Annotated in this window: 26 protein-coding genes; 25 read left to right on the top strand and 1 reads right to left on the bottom strand. The window is 64.2% G+C overall.

Features of this window, described 5'->3' with window-relative positions; all coding sequences use genetic code 11:
- The first annotated feature begins 8 nt into the window (after nt 1-8).
- From LQT98_RS10505 to LQT98_RS10515, 3 genes are read left to right on the top strand one after another with little or no spacing between them, the layout of a single operon-like run.
- Nucleotides 9-563: a cytochrome c oxidase assembly protein gene (locus LQT98_RS10505; RefSeq protein ID WP_231462282.1), complete on the top strand. Its 555-nt coding sequence runs from the start codon at nt 9-11 to the stop codon at nt 561-563.
- Nucleotides 560-736 carry a DUF2970 domain-containing protein gene (locus LQT98_RS10510; RefSeq protein WP_081544914.1) on the top strand — a complete coding sequence of 59 codons (177 nt, stop codon included), beginning with the start codon at nt 560-562 and terminating at the stop codon, nt 734-736. Before LQT98_RS10505 ends, LQT98_RS10510 begins: the two co-directional genes overlap by 4 nt.
- 21 nt (nt 737-757) lie before the next feature.
- A complete protein-coding gene (locus LQT98_RS10515) occupies nt 758-1,621 on the top strand; it encodes a cytochrome c oxidase subunit 3 (RefSeq protein WP_048408002.1) in 864 nt (287 codons plus the stop codon).
- A gap of 78 nt (nt 1,622-1,699) precedes the next feature.
- Here the strand turns inward: LQT98_RS10515 and LQT98_RS10520 are convergent, their stop codons facing one another.
- Nucleotides 1,700-1,897, bottom strand: a complete 198-nt coding sequence (locus LQT98_RS10520) for a DUF2909 family protein (protein WP_048408003.1) — start codon at nt 1,895-1,897, stop codon at nt 1,700-1,702.
- 85 nt (nt 1,898-1,982) lie between these two features.
- On the opposite strand from LQT98_RS10520, the gene LQT98_RS10525 reads away from it, so the two are divergent.
- The 22 genes from LQT98_RS10525 to LQT98_RS10630 all read left to right on the top strand — a co-directional run bounded on the left by LQT98_RS10525 (nt 1,983) and on the right by LQT98_RS10630 (nt 18,768).
- The gene (locus tag LQT98_RS10525; RefSeq protein WP_231462284.1) at nt 1,983-2,606 is read left to right on the top strand and encodes an SURF1 family protein; all 624 of its coding nucleotides are present in this window, start codon (nt 1,983-1,985) and stop codon (nt 2,604-2,606) included.
- On the top strand, nt 2,603-3,121 hold the full coding sequence (locus tag LQT98_RS10530) for a hypothetical protein (protein WP_048408004.1): 519 nt from the start codon (nt 2,603-2,605) through the stop codon (nt 3,119-3,121). Before LQT98_RS10525 ends, LQT98_RS10530 begins: the two co-directional genes overlap by 4 nt.
- A gap of 74 nt (nt 3,122-3,195) precedes the next feature.
- Nucleotides 3,196-4,212: a COX15/CtaA family protein gene (locus LQT98_RS10535; RefSeq protein WP_048408005.1), complete on the top strand. Its 1,017-nt coding sequence runs from the start codon at nt 3,196-3,198 to the stop codon at nt 4,210-4,212.
- Between the two features lie 24 nt (nt 4,213-4,236).
- Nucleotides 4,237-5,136, top strand: coding sequence for a heme o synthase (locus LQT98_RS10540; RefSeq protein WP_231462286.1), 900 nt, complete (start codon nt 4,237-4,239; stop codon nt 5,134-5,136).
- Nucleotides 5,136-5,723: an SCO family protein gene (locus LQT98_RS10545; RefSeq protein ID WP_231462288.1), complete on the top strand. Its 588-nt coding sequence runs from the start codon at nt 5,136-5,138 to the stop codon at nt 5,721-5,723. The genes LQT98_RS10540 and LQT98_RS10545 overlap by 1 nt, the downstream gene beginning before the upstream one ends.
- A 93-nt stretch (nt 5,724-5,816) precedes the next feature.
- Nucleotides 5,817-6,533: a flagellar brake protein gene (locus LQT98_RS10550; RefSeq protein ID WP_231462290.1), complete on the top strand. Its 717-nt coding sequence runs from the start codon at nt 5,817-5,819 to the stop codon at nt 6,531-6,533.
- Between the two features lie 54 nt (nt 6,534-6,587).
- Nucleotides 6,588-7,229, top strand: a complete 642-nt coding sequence (gene hisG, locus LQT98_RS10555) for an ATP phosphoribosyltransferase (RefSeq protein ID WP_048408009.1) — start codon at nt 6,588-6,590, stop codon at nt 7,227-7,229.
- A gap of 11 nt (nt 7,230-7,240) precedes the next feature.
- Complete coding sequence (hisD, locus tag LQT98_RS10560) at nt 7,241-8,533, top strand: histidinol dehydrogenase (RefSeq protein WP_231462291.1); 1,293 nt, start codon at nt 7,241-7,243, stop codon at nt 8,531-8,533.
- Nucleotides 8,534-8,638: 105 nt separating this feature from the next.
- On the top strand, nt 8,639-9,580 hold the full coding sequence (locus tag LQT98_RS10565) for an ABC transporter substrate-binding protein (protein WP_048408041.1): 942 nt from the start codon (nt 8,639-8,641) through the stop codon (nt 9,578-9,580).
- Between the two features lie 100 nt (nt 9,581-9,680).
- The gene (gene hisC / locus LQT98_RS10570; protein ID WP_231462292.1) at nt 9,681-10,751 is read left to right on the top strand and encodes a histidinol-phosphate transaminase; all 1,071 of its coding nucleotides are present in this window, start codon (nt 9,681-9,683) and stop codon (nt 10,749-10,751) included.
- Between the two features lie 3 nt (nt 10,752-10,754).
- Nucleotides 10,755-11,348: an imidazoleglycerol-phosphate dehydratase HisB gene (hisB, locus tag LQT98_RS10575; RefSeq protein WP_231462293.1), complete on the top strand. Its 594-nt coding sequence runs from the start codon at nt 10,755-10,757 to the stop codon at nt 11,346-11,348.
- An 80-nt stretch (nt 11,349-11,428) separates the two neighbouring features.
- Nucleotides 11,429-12,070, top strand: coding sequence for an imidazole glycerol phosphate synthase subunit HisH (gene hisH, locus LQT98_RS10580; protein WP_231462294.1), 642 nt, complete (start codon nt 11,429-11,431; stop codon nt 12,068-12,070).
- Nucleotides 12,071-12,090: 20 nt separating this feature from the next.
- A complete protein-coding gene (gene hisA / locus LQT98_RS10585) occupies nt 12,091-12,831 on the top strand; it encodes a 1-(5-phosphoribosyl)-5-[(5-phosphoribosylamino)methylideneamino]imidazole-4-carboxamide isomerase (protein WP_048408014.1) in 741 nt (246 codons plus the stop codon).
- 75 nt (nt 12,832-12,906) lie between these two features.
- On the top strand, nt 12,907-13,671 hold the full coding sequence (gene hisF, locus LQT98_RS10590) for an imidazole glycerol phosphate synthase subunit HisF (RefSeq protein WP_231462295.1): 765 nt from the start codon (nt 12,907-12,909) through the stop codon (nt 13,669-13,671).
- 118 nt (nt 13,672-13,789) lie between these two features.
- Nucleotides 13,790-14,182, top strand: a complete 393-nt coding sequence (gene hisI / locus LQT98_RS10595) for a phosphoribosyl-AMP cyclohydrolase (protein WP_048408016.1) — start codon at nt 13,790-13,792, stop codon at nt 14,180-14,182.
- 125 nt (nt 14,183-14,307) lie between these two features.
- Nucleotides 14,308-14,634: a phosphoribosyl-ATP diphosphatase gene (locus tag LQT98_RS10600; protein WP_043589545.1), complete on the top strand. Its 327-nt coding sequence runs from the start codon at nt 14,308-14,310 to the stop codon at nt 14,632-14,634.
- 22 nt (nt 14,635-14,656) lie between these two features.
- Nucleotides 14,657-14,980, top strand: a complete 324-nt coding sequence (locus LQT98_RS10605) for a histidine triad nucleotide-binding protein (protein WP_048412989.1) — start codon at nt 14,657-14,659, stop codon at nt 14,978-14,980.
- Nucleotides 14,981-15,052: 72 nt separating this feature from the next.
- Entirely contained in the window at nt 15,053-15,262 is a 210-nt protein-coding gene (gene tatA / locus LQT98_RS10610) for a Sec-independent protein translocase subunit TatA (protein ID WP_043589548.1), read from the top strand.
- 18 nt (nt 15,263-15,280) lie between these two features.
- Nucleotides 15,281-15,781, top strand: a complete 501-nt coding sequence (tatB, locus tag LQT98_RS10615) for a Sec-independent protein translocase protein TatB (protein WP_048408018.1) — start codon at nt 15,281-15,283, stop codon at nt 15,779-15,781.
- Nucleotides 15,782-15,842: 61 nt separating this feature from the next.
- Nucleotides 15,843-16,583, top strand: a complete 741-nt coding sequence (gene tatC, locus LQT98_RS10620) for a twin-arginine translocase subunit TatC (RefSeq protein WP_048408019.1) — start codon at nt 15,843-15,845, stop codon at nt 16,581-16,583.
- On the top strand, nt 16,580-16,933 hold the full coding sequence (locus LQT98_RS10625) for a DUF2069 domain-containing protein (RefSeq protein WP_048408020.1): 354 nt from the start codon (nt 16,580-16,582) through the stop codon (nt 16,931-16,933). Before tatC ends, LQT98_RS10625 begins: the two co-directional genes overlap by 4 nt.
- A gap of 212 nt (nt 16,934-17,145) precedes the next feature.
- On the top strand, nt 17,146-18,768 hold the full coding sequence (locus LQT98_RS10630; RefSeq protein WP_231462296.1) for a methyl-accepting chemotaxis protein: 1,623 nt from the start codon (nt 17,146-17,148) through the stop codon (nt 18,766-18,768).
- The last annotated feature ends 113 nt before the right edge of the window (nt 18,769-18,881 follow it).

The following is an 18,881-nucleotide window of genomic DNA, read 5'->3' on the forward strand; positions in this document are numbered from 1 at the left end:
CCGATGCGATGGAAGCCGCCGCCAAACAGAACCGCAGCAACCGCCAGCTGATGAAGAAGCTGGCGGTGGTGGCGCTGCTGATGTTCGTCTTCGCCTGGGGGCTGATCCCGCTATACCGCGTGGTGTGCGAAGTCACCGGTCTCAATAACGTGGTCAAGGCCGATAGCCTGGACGAGGCCGCGCCGGCCACGGCGGCGGCGCACGATGTGGAAATGACTTTCGATGCCACGGTGCAGGCCGGCCTGCCGTGGCAGGTGCGGCCCTTGCAGACTCGGCTCAAGGTGAAGCCCGGCCAGTTCGTGCAGGTGGAATATGAAATCACCAATGCCAGCGGCCAGCGGGTTGTGGGGCAGGCGATTCCGCGTTACCTGCCGGCGGCGGCGGCTGAGTATGTGAAGAAGCTGGAATGCTTCTGCTTCCGCCAACAGGCGTTCGCGCCGGGCGAAACCCGGCGTTTTCCGGTGGTATTCGTCGTAGACAAGCGTTTGCCGGCCTCGATAGACAGCATCACGCTGGCCTATACCGTATTCGATGTGCCGGGCAACGCGGGAGCCGGTTCATGAGGGCATGGCAAGGAGTGTTGGCGGTGCTGTCCGCCTTTTTCGGCGTGCGCCGCAAGGCGGACGCGCGCGAGGACAGCAAGCTGTCGCCGCTGCAGCTGATATTGACCGCGCTGTTGTTGGCGGCCACTTTTATTGGAGTGTTGCTATTGGTGGTGCGGCTGGCCACGTCCTAATCGGTGTGCGGGGAGAACGCAATGACGACAGCGAATGAGCAGGAGCAGACGCATTATTTCGTGCCACAGCCATCGCGCTGGCCGGCGGTGGGCGCGGTGGCGTTGTTTTGCCTGGGATTGGGCGCGGCTTTCGCCGTCAATGGCCAGCCGCTGGGCAAGCTATCGCTGGGCGTGGGCGCGCTGATCTTGATCTATATGCTGTTCGGCTGGTTCGGCGATGTGATCCGCGAAAGCCGGCATGGCGATTACCAAGGCAAGGAGGACATGTCCTTCCGCTGGGGCATGGGCTGGTTCATCTTCTCGGAAGTGATGTTCTTCGGCGCCTTTTTCGGCGCCTTGTACTGGGTGCGGGTGGTATCGGTGCCGACCTTGGGCGAAATGGACTACAAGATACTGTACCCGGACTTCGACCCCTCCTGGCCGCTGGCCACCGGGCCCGGCATCACCAAACCCTACCAGGCGATGGGCGCCTGGGGCCTGCCGGCCTTGAATACCTTGATCCTGCTGAGTTCCGGCGCGATGGTGACCTGGGCGCATTGGGCATTGCTGCAGGGCAAGCGGCAGCAGTTGAAGCTGGGCCTGCTGCTGACCGTGCTGCTGGGTAGCTTGTTCCTGTGCCTGCAACTGTTCGAATACGGCCATGCGATGTCGGAGCTGAACCTGACCCTGGCCTCGGGCGCCTACGGCATGACCTTCTTCATGCTGACCGGCTTCCACGGCCTGCATGTGCTGCTGGGCACCATCATCCTGGGCGTGGTCTGGCTGCGGGTGATGCGCGGACATTTTGACGACCAGCACCATTTCGCCTTCGAGGCGGCGGCTTGGTATTGGCACTTCGTCGACGTGGTGTGGCTATTGCTGTTCGTTTTCGTCTACTGGTTGTGAGAGACAGCTTAGCTATCTGCCGCGCGGCGGCAGAACCAAAGGCCAGGGGCCGCCGCCGGACGGGGGCGGCCGCTTCGGCTAAGCTTGGTGAGGACGCCACCAACCAAACAGCGCGCCCAGCAGCAAGAGCAGGAACAGGCCGATGGACAGGCCTATGCGCAGAGTGAGGGAACGAACCAGGCGTTGAGAGCCCTGATCGGACTTCAGCAAGCCGGTCAGACCCCAGAACAGAGCGAGCAAGATGCAGGCGAGCAAGAACAGGATGACAAATTTCATCGCGCAATCCCCCGGTCGATTGGATCGTCAGTCTTCAGCTTTAAAGTCTAGCGGCAAACGCCTGGCTTGGCTGTGTTTATTGCTCATGGCCTTGTTGCCCTTCCTGTTGGCGGCATGGCAATGGCAGCGCGCGCAGGAAAAGGCCGAGTTGCTGCGCTCGCTGACCAGCGCCATCGGCGTGCAACCGGTCAGCCTGCTCTACCGCGAGGCCAGCCCGCAGCCGGAGTTCACCCGGGTGGCGCTGCCGGACGCGCATCCGGCCGGACCGGTGCTGCAGCTGGAAAACAGCTATCTGGGCGAGGTCAAGGGGCGGCGGGTATTGCAGCCATGGCGGCTCAGCGACGGCGCGATGGCCCTGGTGGACCTGGGCTGGCTGGCCGACGGCGTGACGCTGCCCGCCATCGACCCGCAGGCGCTGACCTTGCGCGGCCATTGGATGCCCTTGCCGCGCCATTTCGTGCTGCCCGGCGCGGTGGCCGGCATCCAGGGGCGAGTCGATTCCATCGATATGACCGCGCTGCGCCAGCGCTACTCCGGTCCCTGGCATCAGGGCGTGGTGGTATTGGAGCATTCGCAGGATCCGCTGCGGCATTGGCCGGTGCTGCCGGAGTTCATGCCGGAACGCCATTACGCCTATGCGGCGCAATGGCTATTGCTGGGCCTGCTACTGCTCTTGTCCTTGTATTCACTGAGGAGGCGTTCCCAATGACGCAGGTGGAGGTGTCGCCGACGGCGCGTCGCGGCCGGCTGAAGCTGTTGTTGATGGCGGCGATCTGCCTGGCGCCGGTACTGGCCTCCTGGGCGGTGTACCGGCTGATGCCGCCGCAGGGTGGCAAGAGCTACGGTCAGTTGCTGCCGACCCGGCCGTTCGTGCTGACCGGCGCGCAAGGCTGGCCGCGCGGCAAATGGGTGCTGGCGGCCAGGATAGAGCCGGGCTGCCAGGCGCGCTGCCAGCAGCGCTTTTTCGCGATGCGTCAGATCCAGATCGCCCAGGGCGAGGCCGCCGGCCGGCTGACCCGGCTGGGTTGGCAGGAACAGGCGCTGCACGAGGATGTGGACGCCACCCACATCGTACAAACCGTGCAGACGGACGTCGACGATGGCGGCTATTACTTGGTGGACCCGCTGGGCAACCAGGTCTTGTTCTACCCCGATGCCGCCGACCCCAAGAAAGTGATACAGGAAATCGGCCGGGTGCTGAAAACCAATAACGGCATCGGTTGAGTCCATTCTGTCGCGGCGCACGCGCGGTTCGCGACATTCGCAGTTTGTTGGCCGCTCGACAAGGGGAGCGCAGCATGAGGCGACTGATCTGGCTGGCATTCATCCTGGCATGCGTGGTCGTGCCTTTCGGCGCCTATGTGCGCCTGTCCGACGCCGGGCTGGGCTGCCCGGACTGGCCGGGATGCTACGGCCAGATTTCTCCGCACCACGCCGCCGCCGAAATCCTGCAGCAGCACGCACAGAACCCTGACGGACCGGTCAGCCTGGGCAAGGCCTGGCGGGAAATGGGGCATCGCTACCTGGCCGGCGCGCTGGGTTTGCTGATCGTCGCCATCGGCTGGCAGGCGTGGCGGCGCAAATACCATCGCCGCGCGGCCGGCGCCTTGTTGGCGGTGGTGTTGCTGCAGGGCTTGCTGGGCATGTGGACGGTGACCTTGCTGCTGAAACCGGCCATCGTCACCCTGCATCTATTGGGCGGCGCATCGGTGCTGCTGTTGCTGGCCTGGCTGGCGCTGTCGCCACGGCTGCCGCCTTTGGCCGCGCCGGCGCCGCTGGCCTGGCTGGCGCGCGCGCTGGCGTTGGCCGTGGCATTGCAGCTGGCTCTGGGCGGCTGGGTGTCCACCAATTACGCGGCGCTGGCCTGTCAGGGTTTTCCCGCCTGCAATGGCGAATGGTGGCCGCAGATGCGCTTCGAACACGCTTTCCATCTATTCCGCGCGCTGGGCGAAGCGCCTGACGGCAGTCCGCTGGCAGTGGGCAATCTGGTGGCCATCCACTGGCTGCACCGGCTGGGGGCCCTGTTGGTGGCCGCGCTGTGCCTGAGCGTGGCGCGCGCCGGCTGGCGGCTGCCGGCGCTGCGCGGCCACCTGTGTTGCTTGCTGGCGGCGCTGTCGCTGCAGATCGGGCTGGGCATCGCCAATGTGTTGCTGGCGCTGCCCTTGCCGGTGGCGGTGCTGCACAATGCCGGAGCCGCTTGTTTATTGCTGCTCAGCAGCTTGCTGGCCTGGCGGCTGCGCCCGCTGGCACGGCAGGCGCGGGCGGTGGAGCAGCCGTTGCTGCGCGCGGCCAAGGACGGCCGCGAATGGGTTTGAACGCCGGATGGCAAAGGGGGGAGCATGGACGCAATAGAGCTTAGGCAGGCGCGCCAGCATGCGCTGGCCCTGCTGCTGCTGGCCAAGCCCAGGGTGGTGGGGCTGATCGTGTTTTGCGCGGTGATCGGCATGTTTCTGGCGGGGCCGGGCTGGCCGGACCCGGCGCGCTTGCTGCCGGCCACCGCCGGCATCGCGCTGGTGGCTGGCGCGGCGGCGATGATCAATTGCCTGGTGGAGCGCTCGGTGGACGTCAATATGCGTCGCACCGCCTGGCGCGCCACCGCGCGCGGCGAAGCCGGCGTCGGCGAAACCCTGGTCATCGCGCTGACCGCCGGCGGCATCGGCATGGCCTTGCTGGCAGGCCTGGTCAATGCGCTGACCGCCTGGCTGACGCTGGCGACCTTCGTCGGCTACGCCATCGTCTACACCCTGCTGCTCAAGCCCAATACGCCGCAGAACATCGTGATCGGCGGCGCCAGCGGCGCGATGCCGCCGGTCTTGGGCTGGGCGGCGATGACCGGCGAGGTGCACGCGTTCGCGCTGGTGCTGTTCCTGATCATCTACGCGTGGACGCCGCCGCATTTCTGGGCGCTGGCGCTGTACCGCCGCGACGACTATGCCCGCGCTGGCCTGCCCATGCTGCCGGTGACTCACGGCCAGCGCTTCACCACGCTGTCGATTCTGCTGTACTCGCTGCTGCTGTCGGCGGTGACCTTGCTGCCGGTGGCGATGGGGATGTCGGGCTGGTTCTATCTGCTGGCGGCGCTGGTCCTGGACGCGCGGCTGGTGTTTCTTGCCGTGCGCCTGCATCGTCAGTATGCTGACGCTTTGGCCCGCCGCACGTTTGCTTGGTCGATCTGGTATCTGACCTGGCTATTCGCGGCTCTGCTGATAGACCATTACTGGCTGATACCCGTTTCCTGATGCGCAAATTGATAAAACTCGCCGGCTGGCTGCTGCTGCCGCTGTGGCTGGCCGCCTGCTCGCCGGAAGAACCCAAACTGGACCTGAAAGGCACCGATGTCGCCGGCGCGTCCATCGGCGGCGATTTCACCTTGACCGATCACCAAGGCCAGCGCCGCAGCCTGTCCCAGTACCAGGGCAAGGTGGTGGCGCTGTTCTTCGGCTACACCCATTGCCCGGACGTGTGCCCGACCACCATGCTGGAATACGCGGCCGCGGTGAAGCAGTTGGGCGATAAGGCCGGCGAGGTGCAGGTGCTGTTCGTCAGCATCGATCCCGAGCGCGATACGCCGCAGGTGCTGGCCGGCTATGTGCCGCATTTCAATCGCAGCTTCGTCGGCCTGACCGGCACGGCCGGCGAGGTGGAGCAAATCAAGAACCAGTACAAGATCGTTGCCCAGCGCGTCAGCCAGCCGGGCGGCGGCTATAGCGTGGATCACAGCGCCGGCTCCTATTTGCTGGACAAGAAGGGCCGCTTGCGGGTGTTTGAGGCCTATGGCACGCCGTCGGCGAGCTTGGCTCATGATATTGGCCAGTTGTTACGCTAAACTTGGGCTATCGGAAACTGACGCAGACATGAAAGTCGGATCAAAGTGAGCAACGACCATAACGCTGGCGCAACATCCGGCTCGCAGCCATCGTTGGACCTCGCCAAATACACGCTGTCCACGTCGGTGGAGATCGCCCATCATCTGGCCGGCATCGCCAAGAACGGCCACATGGTGACGGTGTTTTCCAATAAGGGAAAAACCTTCATCCTGACCCGTTTCCTGGAAGTGGACCACAAGGCCGGCACCCTGGTGTTCGACTGGGGCGCGGACCCGGAGACCAATGAACACTTGCTGGCCAGCGAGCGCAACGTCTTCGTCTGCTCGCCGGAAGGGGTCAAGACCCAGTTTGTCACCGGCCAGGTGCGGCGCATAGACTGGGACGGCCAGCCGGCGTTCCAGGCCGACCTGCCCGAGCAAGTGATCAAGCTGCAGCGCCGCGAGTTTTTCCGCATCCAGACGCCGGTGGCCAACCCGGTGATCTGCCATGTGGCCGATTATCCGCACAAACCGGCGGACCTGATCCTATTCGACATCAGCCTGGGCGGCGTCAGCATGTGGCTGCCGCAGGCCGGCACGCCCGGCTTCGAGATCGGCCAGCAATACCAGCGCTGCACGCTGGACCTGAAACCGCTGGGCGCATTGCATCTCGGCCTGGAGGTCAGGCATAGGCTGGCCGCCAAGCTGCGCAACGGCAACGAGGCGGTGCGCATCGGCTGCTCCTACCTGGGGCTAACCCCGGCGCTGGAAACGCAGATCCAGCGCTATGTCGGCCTGCTGGAGCGCGAACGCCGCGCGCTGGTGGGCTAGCCCGACGCCTAAGCTCTGTTTTCATTCCGATTTTCATTCTTGCCGCAAGACACCATGAAGCTGACTATTGCCCTGTCCAAAGGGCGCATCTTTGAAGAAACCCTGCCCCTGCTGGCCGCCGCCGGCATCATTCCGGCGGAGGACCCCGAAGCCTCGCGCAAGCTGATCATCGGCACCAACCATCCGGGCGTGCAACTGGTGATCGTGCGCGCATCCGATGTGCCGACCTATGTCCAGTACGGCGCGGCCGATCTGGGCATCGCCGGCCGCGACGTGCTGATCGAGCACGGCGGCGCCGGCCTGTACCAACCGCTGGATCTGAATATCGCCAAGTGCAAGATGATGGTGGCGGTGCAGAATGGCTTTGACTACGAGGCAGCGGTGCGCCGCGGCGCGCGCTTGAAGATCGCCACCAAGTACCCGCAGATCGCGCGCGAACACTTCGCCCGCAAGGGCGTGCACGTCGATATCATCAAGCTCTACGGCTCGATGGAACTGGCGCCGCTGGTCGGCCTGGCCGACGCCATTGTCGACCTGGTGTCCACCGGTGGCACGCTGCGCGCCAATGATCTGTGCGCGGTCGAGCACATCGTCGACATCAGTTCGCGGCTGGTGGTCAACCAGGCCGCGCTCAAGCTCAAACACGACGTGATCCAGCCAGTGCTGGACGCATTCGCCGGCGCCGTGCCGGCCTGAGGTCTGTCCCCATGCTGAAACTGTCCTCCTCCCAAGCCGATTTCACCGTCCGCCTGCAGGCGCTGCTGGCCTTTGAAACCGCGCAGGACCCGGCTGTCGACGCTGCCGTCGCCGCCATCTGCGACGACGTCAAGGCGCGCGGCGACGCCGCGGTGATCGATTACACCAACCGATTCGACCGCATGCGCGCCGCGTCCATGGCCGACTTGACGCTGTCGCGGGAGCAACTGGAAGCCGCCTTCCACCGGCTGAGCGACCCGGTGCGCCACGCGCTGAGCACCGCCGCGGAGCGGGTGCGCCGCTATCACGAAAAGCAGTTGGCGCATTCCTGGAGCTACCAGGACGAGGACGGTACCTTGCTGGGCCAGCAAGTGACGCCGCTGGACCACGTCGGCATCTATGTGCCGGGCGGCAAGGCCGCCTATCCCAGCTCGGTGTTGATGAACGCGATGCCGGCCAAGGTGGCCGGCGTCGGCGAAATCATCATGGTGGTGCCGACGCCGGACGGGGAGCGCAACGATCTGGTGCTGGCCGCCGCCTACATCGCCGGCGTGGACAAGGTGTTCACCTGTGGCGGCGCGCAAGCGGTGGCTGCGCTGGCCTACGGCACCGAGACCGTGCCCCAGGTCGATAAAATCACTGGGCCGGGCAATGCCTATGTCGCTGCGGCCAAGCGCCGCGTGTTCGGCGTGGTCGGTATCGACATGGTGGCCGGTCCGTCCGAGATCCTGGTGATTTGCGACGGCGACACCCCGCCGGATTGGGTGGCGATGGACCTGTTCAGCCAGGCGGAGCACGATGAAATCGCCCAGGCCATCTTGTTGTGCCCATCGGCGGACTATATCGCCGAGGTCGAGGCCAGCATCGCCAAGCTGCTGCCGCAGATGCCGCGTCGCGCCATCATCGAGGCCAGCCTCGGCAATCGCGGCGCGCTGATCCAGGTTGGCGACCTGGCCGAAGCCTGCGAGATCGCCAACTACATCGCGCCCGAGCATCTGGAGCTGTCGGTGGCGAACCCGGACGAATTGCTGCCGCTGATCCGTCACGCCGGCGCCATCTTCATGGGACGCTTCACTTCGGAAAGCCTGGGCGACTACTGCGCCGGCCCCAATCATGTGCTGCCCACCAGCCGCACCGCGCGCTTCGCCAGCCCGTTGGGCGTCTATGATTTCCAGAAGCGCAGCAGCCTGATCCGGGTGTCCCAGGCCGGCGCGCAGTCGCTGGGCCAGGTCGCCAGCCTGTTGGCCCATGGTGAAGGCCTGAGCGCGCACGCGCGCGCGGCCGAGCTGCGGCTGGACGCCTAGCCTAGGGAGCAAAGCGCGGCCGTATCGCTTAAGCTGGGAAGATAACCGGAGAATGCGATGCTCAGCCTGCCACGTATCGCGGCCGGACTCTGTCTGGCCGTTTTCATGTCCGCTGCCTGCTGGGCGCAGCCGCGCGTGTTCGTCGTCGAAAGCTATCACAGCGATTACCCCTGGGATCAGGATTACCGCCGGGCGATACAGGAGCGCCTGGGCAAGCGGACGCAACTGAGTTATTACGCGATGGACACCAAGCGTCTGCCGCCGGCCCAGCACCAGGCGCGCGCAGACGAGGCGCTGGCGATGGCGGCGAAAATAAGGCCGGACCTTGTCATCGTCGGCGACGACGCCGCGTTACAGAGAGTGGGCAGCAAGCTGGCGCAGCAAGGCGTGCCGGTGATCTATCTGGGCATCAACAACAATCCGCGCAATTATTTCCCAGGCGCGGCGCCTCGCGTCAGCGGCGTGCTGGAACGGCCGCTGATCCTGCGCAGCGTCTTCGAGCTGGGCAAAGCCGTCAAAGGGCTGCGCAGCGCGCTGGTGCTGTTCGATGACGACCTCACCTCGCGCATCATCCGCGACGAAACCTTCGTCGGCCGCGACAGCATGCTGCTGGCCAATATCCACGTCGATCTGGCCTTGACCGGCTCCTATGCGGAATGGCAACGGCGGGTACAGGGCGCGGCCGGTCGTTACCAGGCGATCTGGGTGGGGCTCTATTTCACCTTGCGCGGCGCCGACGGCAAGGTGGTGCCGGGAGACGAGGTGCTGCGCTGGACCGCCGCCCACGCCAAGCTGCCCTTGTTCGCGTTCTGGGATTTCGCCGTGGGCAAGGACAAGGCCGCCGGCGGCCTGGTGCTGTCGGGCTACGAGCAGGGCAGGGAGGCGGCCAAGATGGCCGAGCAGGTGTTGTTTCAGCAGCAGCCGGTCGCCAGCCTGTTCCCGGTGACGCCGTCGGAAGGGCGCTATGTTTTCAGCCGCAGCGCGCTGGCGCGCGACGGTGTGGAACTGCCGGCGCGGCTGCAACAACGGGCGCATTGGCTTGAGTAGCTGAAAGCGAATGAACCAGCTACTATAGCTTTTCGCCGTTTCCGATAACGCGGCCTCGTCAGCGGGGCTCTTGTTGGCCGCAAGGCCGTATTGCAAGATCATGAAAAAGTCCGTCCGACAACTGGTGCGCGATGAGATCGCCGCCATCAGCGCTTACCCGGTAGCCTCCGCAGACGGCTACATCAAGCTCGACGCCATGGAGAATCCGTGGCCCTTGCCGGCCGAACTGCGCCAGGAACTGGCGCGGACCCTGGCAGACGTCGCCGTCAATCGTTACCCGGACCCATCCGGCGGCACGCTGAAAGCCCAGCTGAAGCAGGCGTTTGCCATACCCGAGCCGGCCGAGGTGCTGCTGGGCAACGGCTCCGACGAGCTGATCACCCTGGTGGCGCAGTCCTTGGCCCGCCCCGGCGCCAAGCTGCTGGCGCTGGAGCCGTCCTTCGTGATGTACAAGATGAACGCGCTGTTCTCCGGCCTCGACTATGTCGGCGTGCCGCTGCGTTCCGATTTCAGCCTGGACCTGCCGGCGACGCTGGCGGCCATCGCCGAGCATCAGCCGGCGGTGGTGTTCGTGTCCTATCCCAACAACCCGACCGGGCCGCGTTTCGCCCGCGCCGAGGTGGAGGCGATCTGCGAGGCCGCGCCCGGCCTGGTGGTGGTGGACGAGGCTTACCAGGCCTTCGCCAGCGACAGCTTCATGAACCTGGCCGGCCTGCGCGACAATCTGATCGTGATGCGCACGCTGTCCAAGCTGGGCCTGGCCGGCATCCGCCTCGGCTATGCCGCCGGCCCCGCCGCCTGGATCCAGGAGCTGGACAAGGTGCGGCCGCCGTACAACGTCAATGTGTTGACCCAGGCCGCCGCGCGCTTCTCGCTGCGCCATATCGAGGTGTTCAACCGCCAGGCGGCGGAGCTGTGCGAGGAACGCGGCCGGCTGGCCGCCGGCCTGGCGCGTCACGCCGCCATCGAGGCTTTCCCGTCGGAAGCCAATTTCATCACCATCCGGGTGCCGGACGCGCCGGCCTTGTATCAGCATTTCAAGGCCAGCGGCATCCTGATCAAGCAACTGCACGGCAGCCATCCGCTGCTGGCGCAATGCCTGCGCCTGACCGTGGGCGCGCCGCAGGAAAACGACGCCATGCTGGCGGCCCTGGACGCTTACTTCGCCTGAGCCATGAGAACCGCAACCGTTACCCGCAATACCCTGGAAACCCAGATCACCGTCAGCCTGAACCTGGACGGCACCGGCGTCGGCCGCTTTGAAACCGGCGTGCCCTTTCTCGACCACATGATGGATCAGATCGCCCGTCACGGCCTGATCGATCTGGACGTGGTCGCCCACGGCGATCTGCATATCGACGCCCACCATACGGTGGAAGACATCGGCATCACCCTGGGGCAAGCCTTCGCCAAGGCGATAGGCGACAAGAAGGGCATCCGCCGCTATGGCCACGCCTACGTGCCGCTGGACGAGGCCTTGAGCCGGGTGGTGATCGATCTGTCCGGCCGTCCTGGCCTGGTATACAAGGTTGAATACACTCGCGCCAGCATCGGCCAGTTCGATGTCGACCTGTTCTCCGAGTTCTTCCATGGCTTCGTCAACCATAGCATGGTCACGCTGCATATAGACAATCTGCGCGGGGTCAACAGCCATCACCAGGCCGAGACCATCTTCAAGGCCTTCGGCCGCGCCTTGCGCATGGCCTGTGAGGTGGACGAGCGCATGGCCGGGCAGACGCCGTCGACCAAGGGCACGCTGAGCGCATAAGCCGGTCGCGCCGTTTTTTCCCCAGGGCTCCGGATTCGGCTGGAGCCCTGCCACCCCCGAAGCGAACTTGTAGGATGGCGATGAAAGTTGCAGTAGTGGATTACGGCATGGGCAATCTGCATTCGGTGCTCAAGTCGGCGCAGGCGGTCAACGATATCGGCGCCGAGATCTTTCTCACTAGCGAGCCGGAGGCCGTGCTCAAGGCTGACAAGGTGATCTTCCCCGGCCAGGGCGCGATGCCGGACTGCATGCGCGAGCTGCATCAGCACGGGCTGGCCGAGGCGATAAGGGAAAGCACCAAGAACAAGCCGTTTTTTGGCATCTGCGTCGGCGCGCAGCTATTGTTCGAGGAAAGCGAGGAGGGGCCGACCCAAGGCCTGGGCCTGTTTCCCGGCAAGGTGGCGCGTTTTGCCGCCGGATTGCGCGACGCCGAGGGCGAGCGCCTGAAAGTGCCGCACATGGGCTGGAACCAGGTGTTCCAAACCGCGGTCCATCCCTTGTTCGCCGGCATCGCCGACGGCGAGCGCTTCTATTTTGTGCATAGTTACCACTTCGCGCCGGCCGATGCGGGCCTGACGCTGGCGGAAAGTGAATATCCAGAGCGGTTTTCATGTATTGTCGGTCGTGGGAACATCTTCGCAAGCCAGTTCCACACCGAAAAGAGCCACCGGGCCGGCCTTCAGATGATGAAGAACTTCTTGGCCTGGGATGGCAGTGTTTAACTCACGTTTGATTTAGCACCATGCTGCTCATACCCGCGATAGACCTGAAAGACGGTCAATGCGTACGCCTGAAACAGGGCGTGATGGACGATGCCACCGTTTTCTCCGACGACCCCGTGCAAGTCGCCGCCCATTGGCGCGATCAAGGCGCCCGGCGCCTGCATCTGGTCGATCTCAACGGCGCTTTCGCCGGCAAGCCCAAGAATCTGGCGGTGATCCGCGACATCCTGGGCGAAGTCGGCGACGAGATGCCGGTGCAATTGGGCGGTGGCATCCGCGACCTGGACACCATTGAAAAATACCTGGACATGGGCTTGTCCTACGTGATCATTGGCACCGCCGCGGTCAAGACTCCGGGCTTTCTGCACGATGCCTGCGACGCCTTCCCCGGCCAGGTCATCGTCGGCCTGGACGCCAAGGACGGCATGGTGGCGATTGATGGCTGGGCCAAGATCACCAACCACCACGTGACCGATCTGGCCAAGCGCTTCCAGGATTATGGCGTCAACTCGGTGATCTACACCGACATCGGCCGCGATGGCATGATGAACGGCGTCAATATCGACGCCACCGTCAAGCTGGCGCAGGCCTTGACCATCCCGGTGATCGCCTCCGGCGGCCTCAGCAACCTCGACGACATCCGCGCGCTGTGCGCGGTGGAGGACGAGGGCATTGAAGGCGCGATCACCGGTCGCGCGATCTACGAGGGCAGCATCGATTTCGCCGCCGCGCAGACGCTGGCCGACGAACTGTCGGACTGATAGCCTGTTTCTGACTCATCAAGCCGCCGGCCCGTACGCACTGTTCGGGCCGGTTGGCCGTTTGCCGGACCCCATATGCTTGCCAAACGCATCATCCCCTGTCTGGACGTGACCGCGGGTCGCGTCGTCAAAGGCGTCAACTTCCTGGGTCTGCGCGATGCCGGCGATCCGATTGAAATCGCCCGCCGCTACAACGAGCAGGGCGCGGACGAATTGACCTTTCTCGACATCACCGCCAGCTCGGACCAGCGCGACATCATCCTGCATGTGATCGAGTCGGTGGCGGAACAGGTATTCATTCCGCTGACCGTGGGCGGCGGCGTGCGGGAAGTGGCGGACATCCGCCGCCTGCTCAGCGCCGGCGCGGACAAGGTCAGCATCAATACCGCGGCGGTGAGCAATCCACAGCTGGTGAGCGACGCGGCGGATCGCTTCGGCAACCAGTGCATCGTGGTGGCGGTGGACGCCAAGGCGGTGACGCCGGAAAACGATCGCTGGGAAGTGTTCACCCACGGCGGTCGCAACCGCACCGGCATCGATGCGGTGGAGTGGGCGCGCAAGATGCAGCAACTGGGCGCCGGCGAAATCCTGCTGACCAGCATGGATCGGGACGGCACCAAGATAGGTTTCAATCTGGAGCTGACGCGCGCGGTGTCGGAAGCGGTGGAGATTCCGGTGATCGCCTCCGGCGGCGTCGGCACGCTGCAGCACCTGGTGGACGGCGTCAAGCTGGGCAAGGCCGACGCGGTGCTGGCCGCCAGCATTTTCCATTTTGGCGAACACACCGTGGGCGAGGCCAAACAGGCAATGCGGAACGCCGGCATCGAAGTGCGGCTGTGAACGCCTTCCGATCGACACTCTTGCCGGCGTCTTAATTTGAGGCGAAGCGGGCGCCGCGCTGAATCATTTGCCGCGCCGCCACTCATAGCCAAGGCGCGCGGCCTTCTAAAGGTGAACCATGAATTGGTTGGATGAAGTCAAATGGGATGGCCAGGGCCTGGTCACCGCGATTGCCCAGGACGCCGCCAGCGGCCGGGTGCTGATGGTGGCGTGGATGAACCGGGAAAGCCTGGAACTGACCGCCGAAACCGGCGTGGCCCATTACTGGAGCCGTTCGCGCGGCAAGCTGTGGAAGAAGGGCGAGGATTCCGGCCATCTGCAAAGCGTCAAGGAGCTGCGGCTGGATTGCGACGGCGATGTGGTGGTGATGCAGATCGAGCAGGCCGGCGGCATCGCCTGCCATACCGGTCGCGAAAGCTGCTTCTATCGTCGCTTCGACCCGGCGCGGCAGGACTGGGAAGTGGTGGACGCGGTATTGAAGGATCCGGACGCGATCTACGGCAAGGGCTGACTTGCGCGTGGTCAACGCCTTGCGGCGGCTGGCCGTTAGAATGGCAGCCGGCGAGGCGATTGTTATCGTTTTGCCATCGGAACGACATATACTTGCCGGGGTTGCGGCGTTAAAGGAGGAGAGACATGAGCCAGGATGTGCTGAAAACCATAGCGGACACGCTGGAAGCGCGGCGCGAGGCCAGTTCGCAGTCTTCCTACGTGGCCTCCCTGTTTCACAAGGGCGAGGACGCCATTTTGAAGAAAGTGGCGGAAGAGGCGGCGGAAACGCTGATGGCCTCCAAGGACAAGGACAAGCTGCATTTGGTGCGCGAAGTGGCCGATCTGTGGTTTCACAGCATGGTGTTGCTGACCTACCATGGCCTGCGACCAGAAGACGTGCTGATGGAGTTGAAACGGCGCGAAGGCATTTCCGGCCTGGACGAAAAAGCCTCCCGCGCGCCCACCCCTTAAGATTGAGCGAGAGCCGACAATAATGACAGACTGCATCTTCTGCAAAATCGTGGCCGGGCAGATTCCGGCCAACAAGATCTACGAGGACGACGATGTGCTGGCCTTCCACGACATCCGTCCGATCGCCCCGGTGCATTTCATGCTGATTCCCAAGCTGCACGTGGATTCGTTGGCCCATTGCGGCCCCGAGCACGAGGCTGTGCTGGGCAAGATGCTGACGCTGGCGCCCAAGCTGGCGCGCGAGCAGGGCCTGGAGGGCGGCTTCAAGACCGGCATCAATACCGGCCGCGGCGGCGGGCAGGAAGTGTTCCACCTGCACGTGCATGTGTTCGGCCACAAGAACTGATTGGCCCACGCGGCCGCAGCGGGAGGCCGGGCGGCCTCCGCGTACTAATTCGATTTGATAAGGAAGTGAATCATGGGTTCTTTCAGCATCTGGCACTGGTTGGTGGTTCTGCTGATCGTGGTGCTGGTGTTCGGCACCAAGAAACTGCGCAATATCGGTGAAGATCTGGGCGGCGCGGTCAAAGGCTTCAAGGAAGGCATGAACGGCGAGAACGACAAGGCCGCCAAGGACAAGCCGGCTGAAACCGGCCGCATCATCGACGGCGACGCCGACAAGAAATAAGGCGCGGGCGGCTCTAGCGTGTTTGAAATCAGCTTTGGCGAAATCCTGTTGATAGGCGTGGTGGCCCTGGTGGTATTGGGGCCGGAGCGCTTGCCGACGGTGGCGCGCACCTTGGGTGCGCTGGTGGGCCGCGCGCAGCGCTTCGTGGCCACGGTGAAGGCGGACATCCAGCAGCAGGCCAATCTGACCGGCTTGAACGAGCTGCGTCAGGATATCGAGGACGCGGCGCACTCGTTCAAAGGCCAGATCGATGCCGAAGTGCGGGGCGTGCGCGAGGCGATGGAGCAGAACAGCGCCGAACTGCGTTCGCTGGCGGACGAGGCGCGCGCGCCGGTGGAGGAAGCGGCCAACGCCATCCATGGCGGTTTGCAGCCGGATTTGCTGGACCCGCCGCCGGAGCAGGCCGAGGCCGCGCCGGCTAAGGACGAGAACCAACTGGATCTGTTCGACGATATCCCGCCGGCCAAGCCCGCCGCTTCCGCGGCGGCGCAGCCGGCCGAGCCGCCGGCGGCGCATTGAGCCCGCCCGGCAGGCCGGGCGGCCAGCCACGCCAACCTGACTCCATTGGAAACCCCCGCGAATGAATGAACAACCCTTGCTCGCGCATTTGATCGAGCTGCGCACCCGCCTGGTGCGGGCGCTGCTCGGCGTCGCGCTGGTGTTTCTCGGCCTGTTCCACTGGTCGGGCGATATCTACCATTTATTGGCCAAGCCCTTGCTGGACGCGTTGCCGCAAGGCGCCAACATGATAGCCACCGATGTCACCGCGCCGTTCTTCGTGCCGGTCAAGGTGACCATGCTGGTGGCTTTCCTGATCTCGCTGCCCAATACCCTGTACCAGATCTGGGCCTTCGTCGCGCCCGGGCTCTACCATCACGAGAAGCGTTTGGTGCTGCCCCTGGTGGTGGCCAGCCTGTTGCTGTTCCTCACCGGCATGGCTTTCGCCTACTTCCTGGTGTTCCCGGTGGTGTTCGGCTTCATGTCGGCGGTGACGCCGGTCGGGGTCAGCATGATGACCGATATCGATAAATACCTATCCTTCGTGCTCGGCATGTTCCTCGCCTTCGGCGTCACCTTCGAGGTGCCGGTGGTGGTGATCCTGCTGGTGCGCATGGGCGTGGTATCGGTGGAAAAACTGCGTCAGGGGCGGCCCTATGTGATCGTCGGCGCCTTCGTCGTCGCCGCCATCGTCACTCCGCCGGACGTGTTGTCGCAGACGCTGCTGGCGGTGCCGTTGTGGTTGCTGTACGAGGTGGGCATTTTCATGGCGGTGTTCCTGGGCCGCAAGAAGGAGCGCGCGATGTTGGAGGACCGGCCATGAGCCGCAATGTTTGGCATTATGGCGCGGCGGCTTCGCTGATCGCGCTGATCCTGCTGTGTCTGGCCTGGGAGTTGTGGCTGGCGCCGCTGCGTCCAGGCGGTTCCTTGCTGGCGCTGAAGGCGGCGGTGTTGCTGTTGCCGCTGCGCGGCATCCTGAGCCAGCGTCTGTACACCTATCAATGGGCCAGCATGTTCATCCTGGCCTATTTCACCGAGGGCGTGATGCGCGGTTGGGCCGATCGCGGCCTGTCGCAACAACTTGCATGGGGCGAAATCTTTTTGAGCGGACTATTCTTCGTCTGTGTATTGGGCTTTGCCAGAACCTTCAAGTTGTCGCGTCAGCCGCAGTAGACCTCGCGCGCAGCCAAAAGGAAGCCGTCAGCTCATGCTGACGGCTTTTTTTGCGTCCATCGCGCATGCGGTAGGCAGACTGTGAAACTTGCCGTAGTCATGCGGCGAACGCCGCAAACGGCTTGGTTTACAATCGCCGCGAAACCGCGAACTTGAATCGGCGGGAATCCAAAAAAAACATAGTTTGGTTGGGGAGTGTATAAATGCGGAACATGACGATTGCGGCCCGGATTACCCTGGGTTTCGCCTTATTGCTGGTGGCGTTGGCGGTGACCAGCTTGCTGGCTTTCATCGGCCTGGGCAGTATTTCCAGCCGGGTGGAGGCTGTCAGCACCCATGAGTTGGCCTTCTACCGCGATGTGGTGGAGTTGCAGCAGCACATGGGCAACTTGCGGCGCTTCGAGAAGGACTATTTCATTAATCTGGCCGACAACGCCAAGCGCGCGGAGTACAGCGAGAAATGGAGCAAGACGCTGGATGGCGCGCACGCGGCGATCAAGAATGCCGGCACTCATCCGCTCAACGGTGATTCCACCCAGCAGCTGAGCGCGCTGGACGGCCTGCTCAACAGCTATGCCGATGGTTTCAAGGCGGTGGCCGGCAAGATCGACAAGCATGAGATCGCCAGCACCAGTGATGCCAATAGCGCGTTCAACCAGTACAAGAGCAGCATCCACCAGATGGAGGATGTGAGCGCCAAGCTGGCAAAAGGCGGTTCCGATGCGGTGGCGCAGTTGCGCAGCCAGATCGATGCGTCCGCCGACGCGGTGCGCAGTCAGTTGCTGAGCACGGTGGTGATTGGCCTGCTGGCCAGCCTGGTGGTGTCCTGGTACATCATCCGCTCCATCCGCATTCCGCTGCTGCAGATGCGCGATTCCGCGCAGCAGCTGGCGCAAACCTGCGATTTGAACCTGGCCTTGCCGGACTTTGGCCGCAACGAGCTCGGCAGCGTCGGCGAGTCGCTGGCCTCGCTGGTCGGCACCGTGCGCCGGCTGGTGCAGGAGGCGCAGGGTCACGCCACCCATCTGGCCGGCGCGTCCGGGCAGATGGCCGACGTCAGCCACCAAGTGTCCAATGCCTCGGCCAATCAGGCCGAGTCCGCTGCCAGCGGCGCCGCGGCGATCGAGCAGATGTCGGTCAGCATCAATCTGGTGGCCGACAATACCCGCGATGTGGAGCAGCAGGCGCGCCAGACCATGGCGCAGGCGGATCGCGGCAACGGACTGGCGGAAACCGCGGCCAGCGAAATCCAGCTGATCGCCAGCGGCATCACCGCAACCTCGGCCGTGATGGACCAGCTCAACCAGCGCTCCAGCGATATCGGCGACATCGTGCGGGTGATCCGCGACATCGCCGACCAGACCAATCTATTGGCGTTGAACGCGGCGATCGAGGCGGCGCGCGCCGGCGAGATGGGGCGCGGCTTCGCGGTGGTGGCCGACGAGGTGCGTCAGCTGGCCGAGCGTACTAGCCAGGCCACCGCCGAGATCTCCACCCATATCGAGGGGGTGCAGACCGATACCCAGCGCGCTTACCAGAGCATGCAGCAGGCGAATGCCCGCATCGAAAGCGGGGTCAGCAGCACTTCCAGCGTGGCGGAGGCATTGCGTGAAATCCATCAGCTGTCGCAGCATTCGGTGGAACGCATCACCGACATCGCCAACGCGATCAAGGAGCAGAGTCACGCCAGCCAGCTGGTGGCGAACAATGTCGAGCAGATGGCGCAGATGAACGAGAGCACCGCCAAGGCGTCCGGCCAGGCCAGCCGCTTGTCGCAGGAATTGCAGCAGCTGTCGGTCGATCTGGACACTAATTTGAAGCGCTTCCGCACCTAAGAAGCTGTTTACGATCTGCTGCGCGTCGGCGATACGGCGTTGAAAACCGTTTCGAAATGCTCATGTACCGCTTGTACATTCCGCTTTCTCAACGGTTTTCGCCTTGTCTCGCC

It is taken from the genome of Chromobacterium aquaticum, from assembly GCF_021129195.1.
Lineage (GTDB): Bacteria > Pseudomonadota > Gammaproteobacteria > Burkholderiales > Chromobacteriaceae > Chromobacterium > Chromobacterium aquaticum.

Bases quoted from the DNA above. Each gene is read 5' to 3' on its own strand.
- LQT98_RS10505 (WP_231462282.1), top strand. From the start codon at position 9: ATGGAAGCCGCCGCCAAACAGAACCGCAGCAACCGCCAGCTGATGAAG.
- LQT98_RS10535 (WP_048408005.1), top strand. From the start codon at position 3,196: ATGAGGCGACTGATCTGGCTGGCATTCATCCTGGCATGCGTGGTCGTG.
- tatC (WP_048408019.1), top strand. From the start codon at position 15,843: ATGAATGAACAACCCTTGCTCGCGCATTTGATCGAGCTGCGCACCCGC.
- LQT98_RS10520 (WP_048408003.1), bottom strand. From the start codon at position 1,897: ATGAAATTTGTCATCCTGTTCTTGCTCGCCTGCATCTTGCTCGCTCTG.
- hisG (WP_048408009.1), top strand. From the start codon at position 6,588: ATGAAGCTGACTATTGCCCTGTCCAAAGGGCGCATCTTTGAAGAAACC.
- LQT98_RS10545 (WP_231462288.1), top strand. From the start codon at position 5,136: ATGCGCAAATTGATAAAACTCGCCGGCTGGCTGCTGCTGCCGCTGTGG.
- LQT98_RS10605 (WP_048412989.1), top strand. From the start codon at position 14,657: ATGACAGACTGCATCTTCTGCAAAATCGTGGCCGGGCAGATTCCGGCC.
- hisA (WP_048408014.1), top strand. From the start codon at position 12,091: ATGCTGCTCATACCCGCGATAGACCTGAAAGACGGTCAATGCGTACGC.
- LQT98_RS10530 (WP_048408004.1), top strand. From the start codon at position 2,603: ATGACGCAGGTGGAGGTGTCGCCGACGGCGCGTCGCGGCCGGCTGAAG.
- LQT98_RS10525 (WP_231462284.1), top strand. From the start codon at position 1,983: ATGGCCTTGTTGCCCTTCCTGTTGGCGGCATGGCAATGGCAGCGCGCG.
- LQT98_RS10625 (WP_048408020.1), top strand. From the start codon at position 16,580: ATGAGCCGCAATGTTTGGCATTATGGCGCGGCGGCTTCGCTGATCGCG.
- hisD (WP_231462291.1), top strand. From the start codon at position 7,241: ATGCTGAAACTGTCCTCCTCCCAAGCCGATTTCACCGTCCGCCTGCAG.
- hisB (WP_231462293.1), top strand. From the start codon at position 10,755: ATGAGAACCGCAACCGTTACCCGCAATACCCTGGAAACCCAGATCACC.
- tatA (WP_043589548.1), top strand. From the start codon at position 15,053: ATGGGTTCTTTCAGCATCTGGCACTGGTTGGTGGTTCTGCTGATCGTG.
- hisC (WP_231462292.1), top strand. From the start codon at position 9,681: ATGAAAAAGTCCGTCCGACAACTGGTGCGCGATGAGATCGCCGCCATC.
- LQT98_RS10600 (WP_043589545.1), top strand. From the start codon at position 14,308: ATGAGCCAGGATGTGCTGAAAACCATAGCGGACACGCTGGAAGCGCGG.
- LQT98_RS10630 (WP_231462296.1), top strand. From the start codon at position 17,146: ATGACGATTGCGGCCCGGATTACCCTGGGTTTCGCCTTATTGCTGGTG.
- LQT98_RS10510 (WP_081544914.1), top strand. From the start codon at position 560: ATGAGGGCATGGCAAGGAGTGTTGGCGGTGCTGTCCGCCTTTTTCGGC.
- hisH (WP_231462294.1), top strand. From the start codon at position 11,429: ATGAAAGTTGCAGTAGTGGATTACGGCATGGGCAATCTGCATTCGGTG.
- LQT98_RS10540 (WP_231462286.1), top strand. From the start codon at position 4,237: ATGGACGCAATAGAGCTTAGGCAGGCGCGCCAGCATGCGCTGGCCCTG.
- hisI (WP_048408016.1), top strand. From the start codon at position 13,790: ATGAATTGGTTGGATGAAGTCAAATGGGATGGCCAGGGCCTGGTCACC.
- LQT98_RS10565 (WP_048408041.1), top strand. From the start codon at position 8,639: ATGTCCGCTGCCTGCTGGGCGCAGCCGCGCGTGTTCGTCGTCGAAAGC.
- hisF (WP_231462295.1), top strand. From the start codon at position 12,907: ATGCTTGCCAAACGCATCATCCCCTGTCTGGACGTGACCGCGGGTCGC.
- LQT98_RS10515 (WP_048408002.1), top strand. From the start codon at position 758: ATGACGACAGCGAATGAGCAGGAGCAGACGCATTATTTCGTGCCACAG.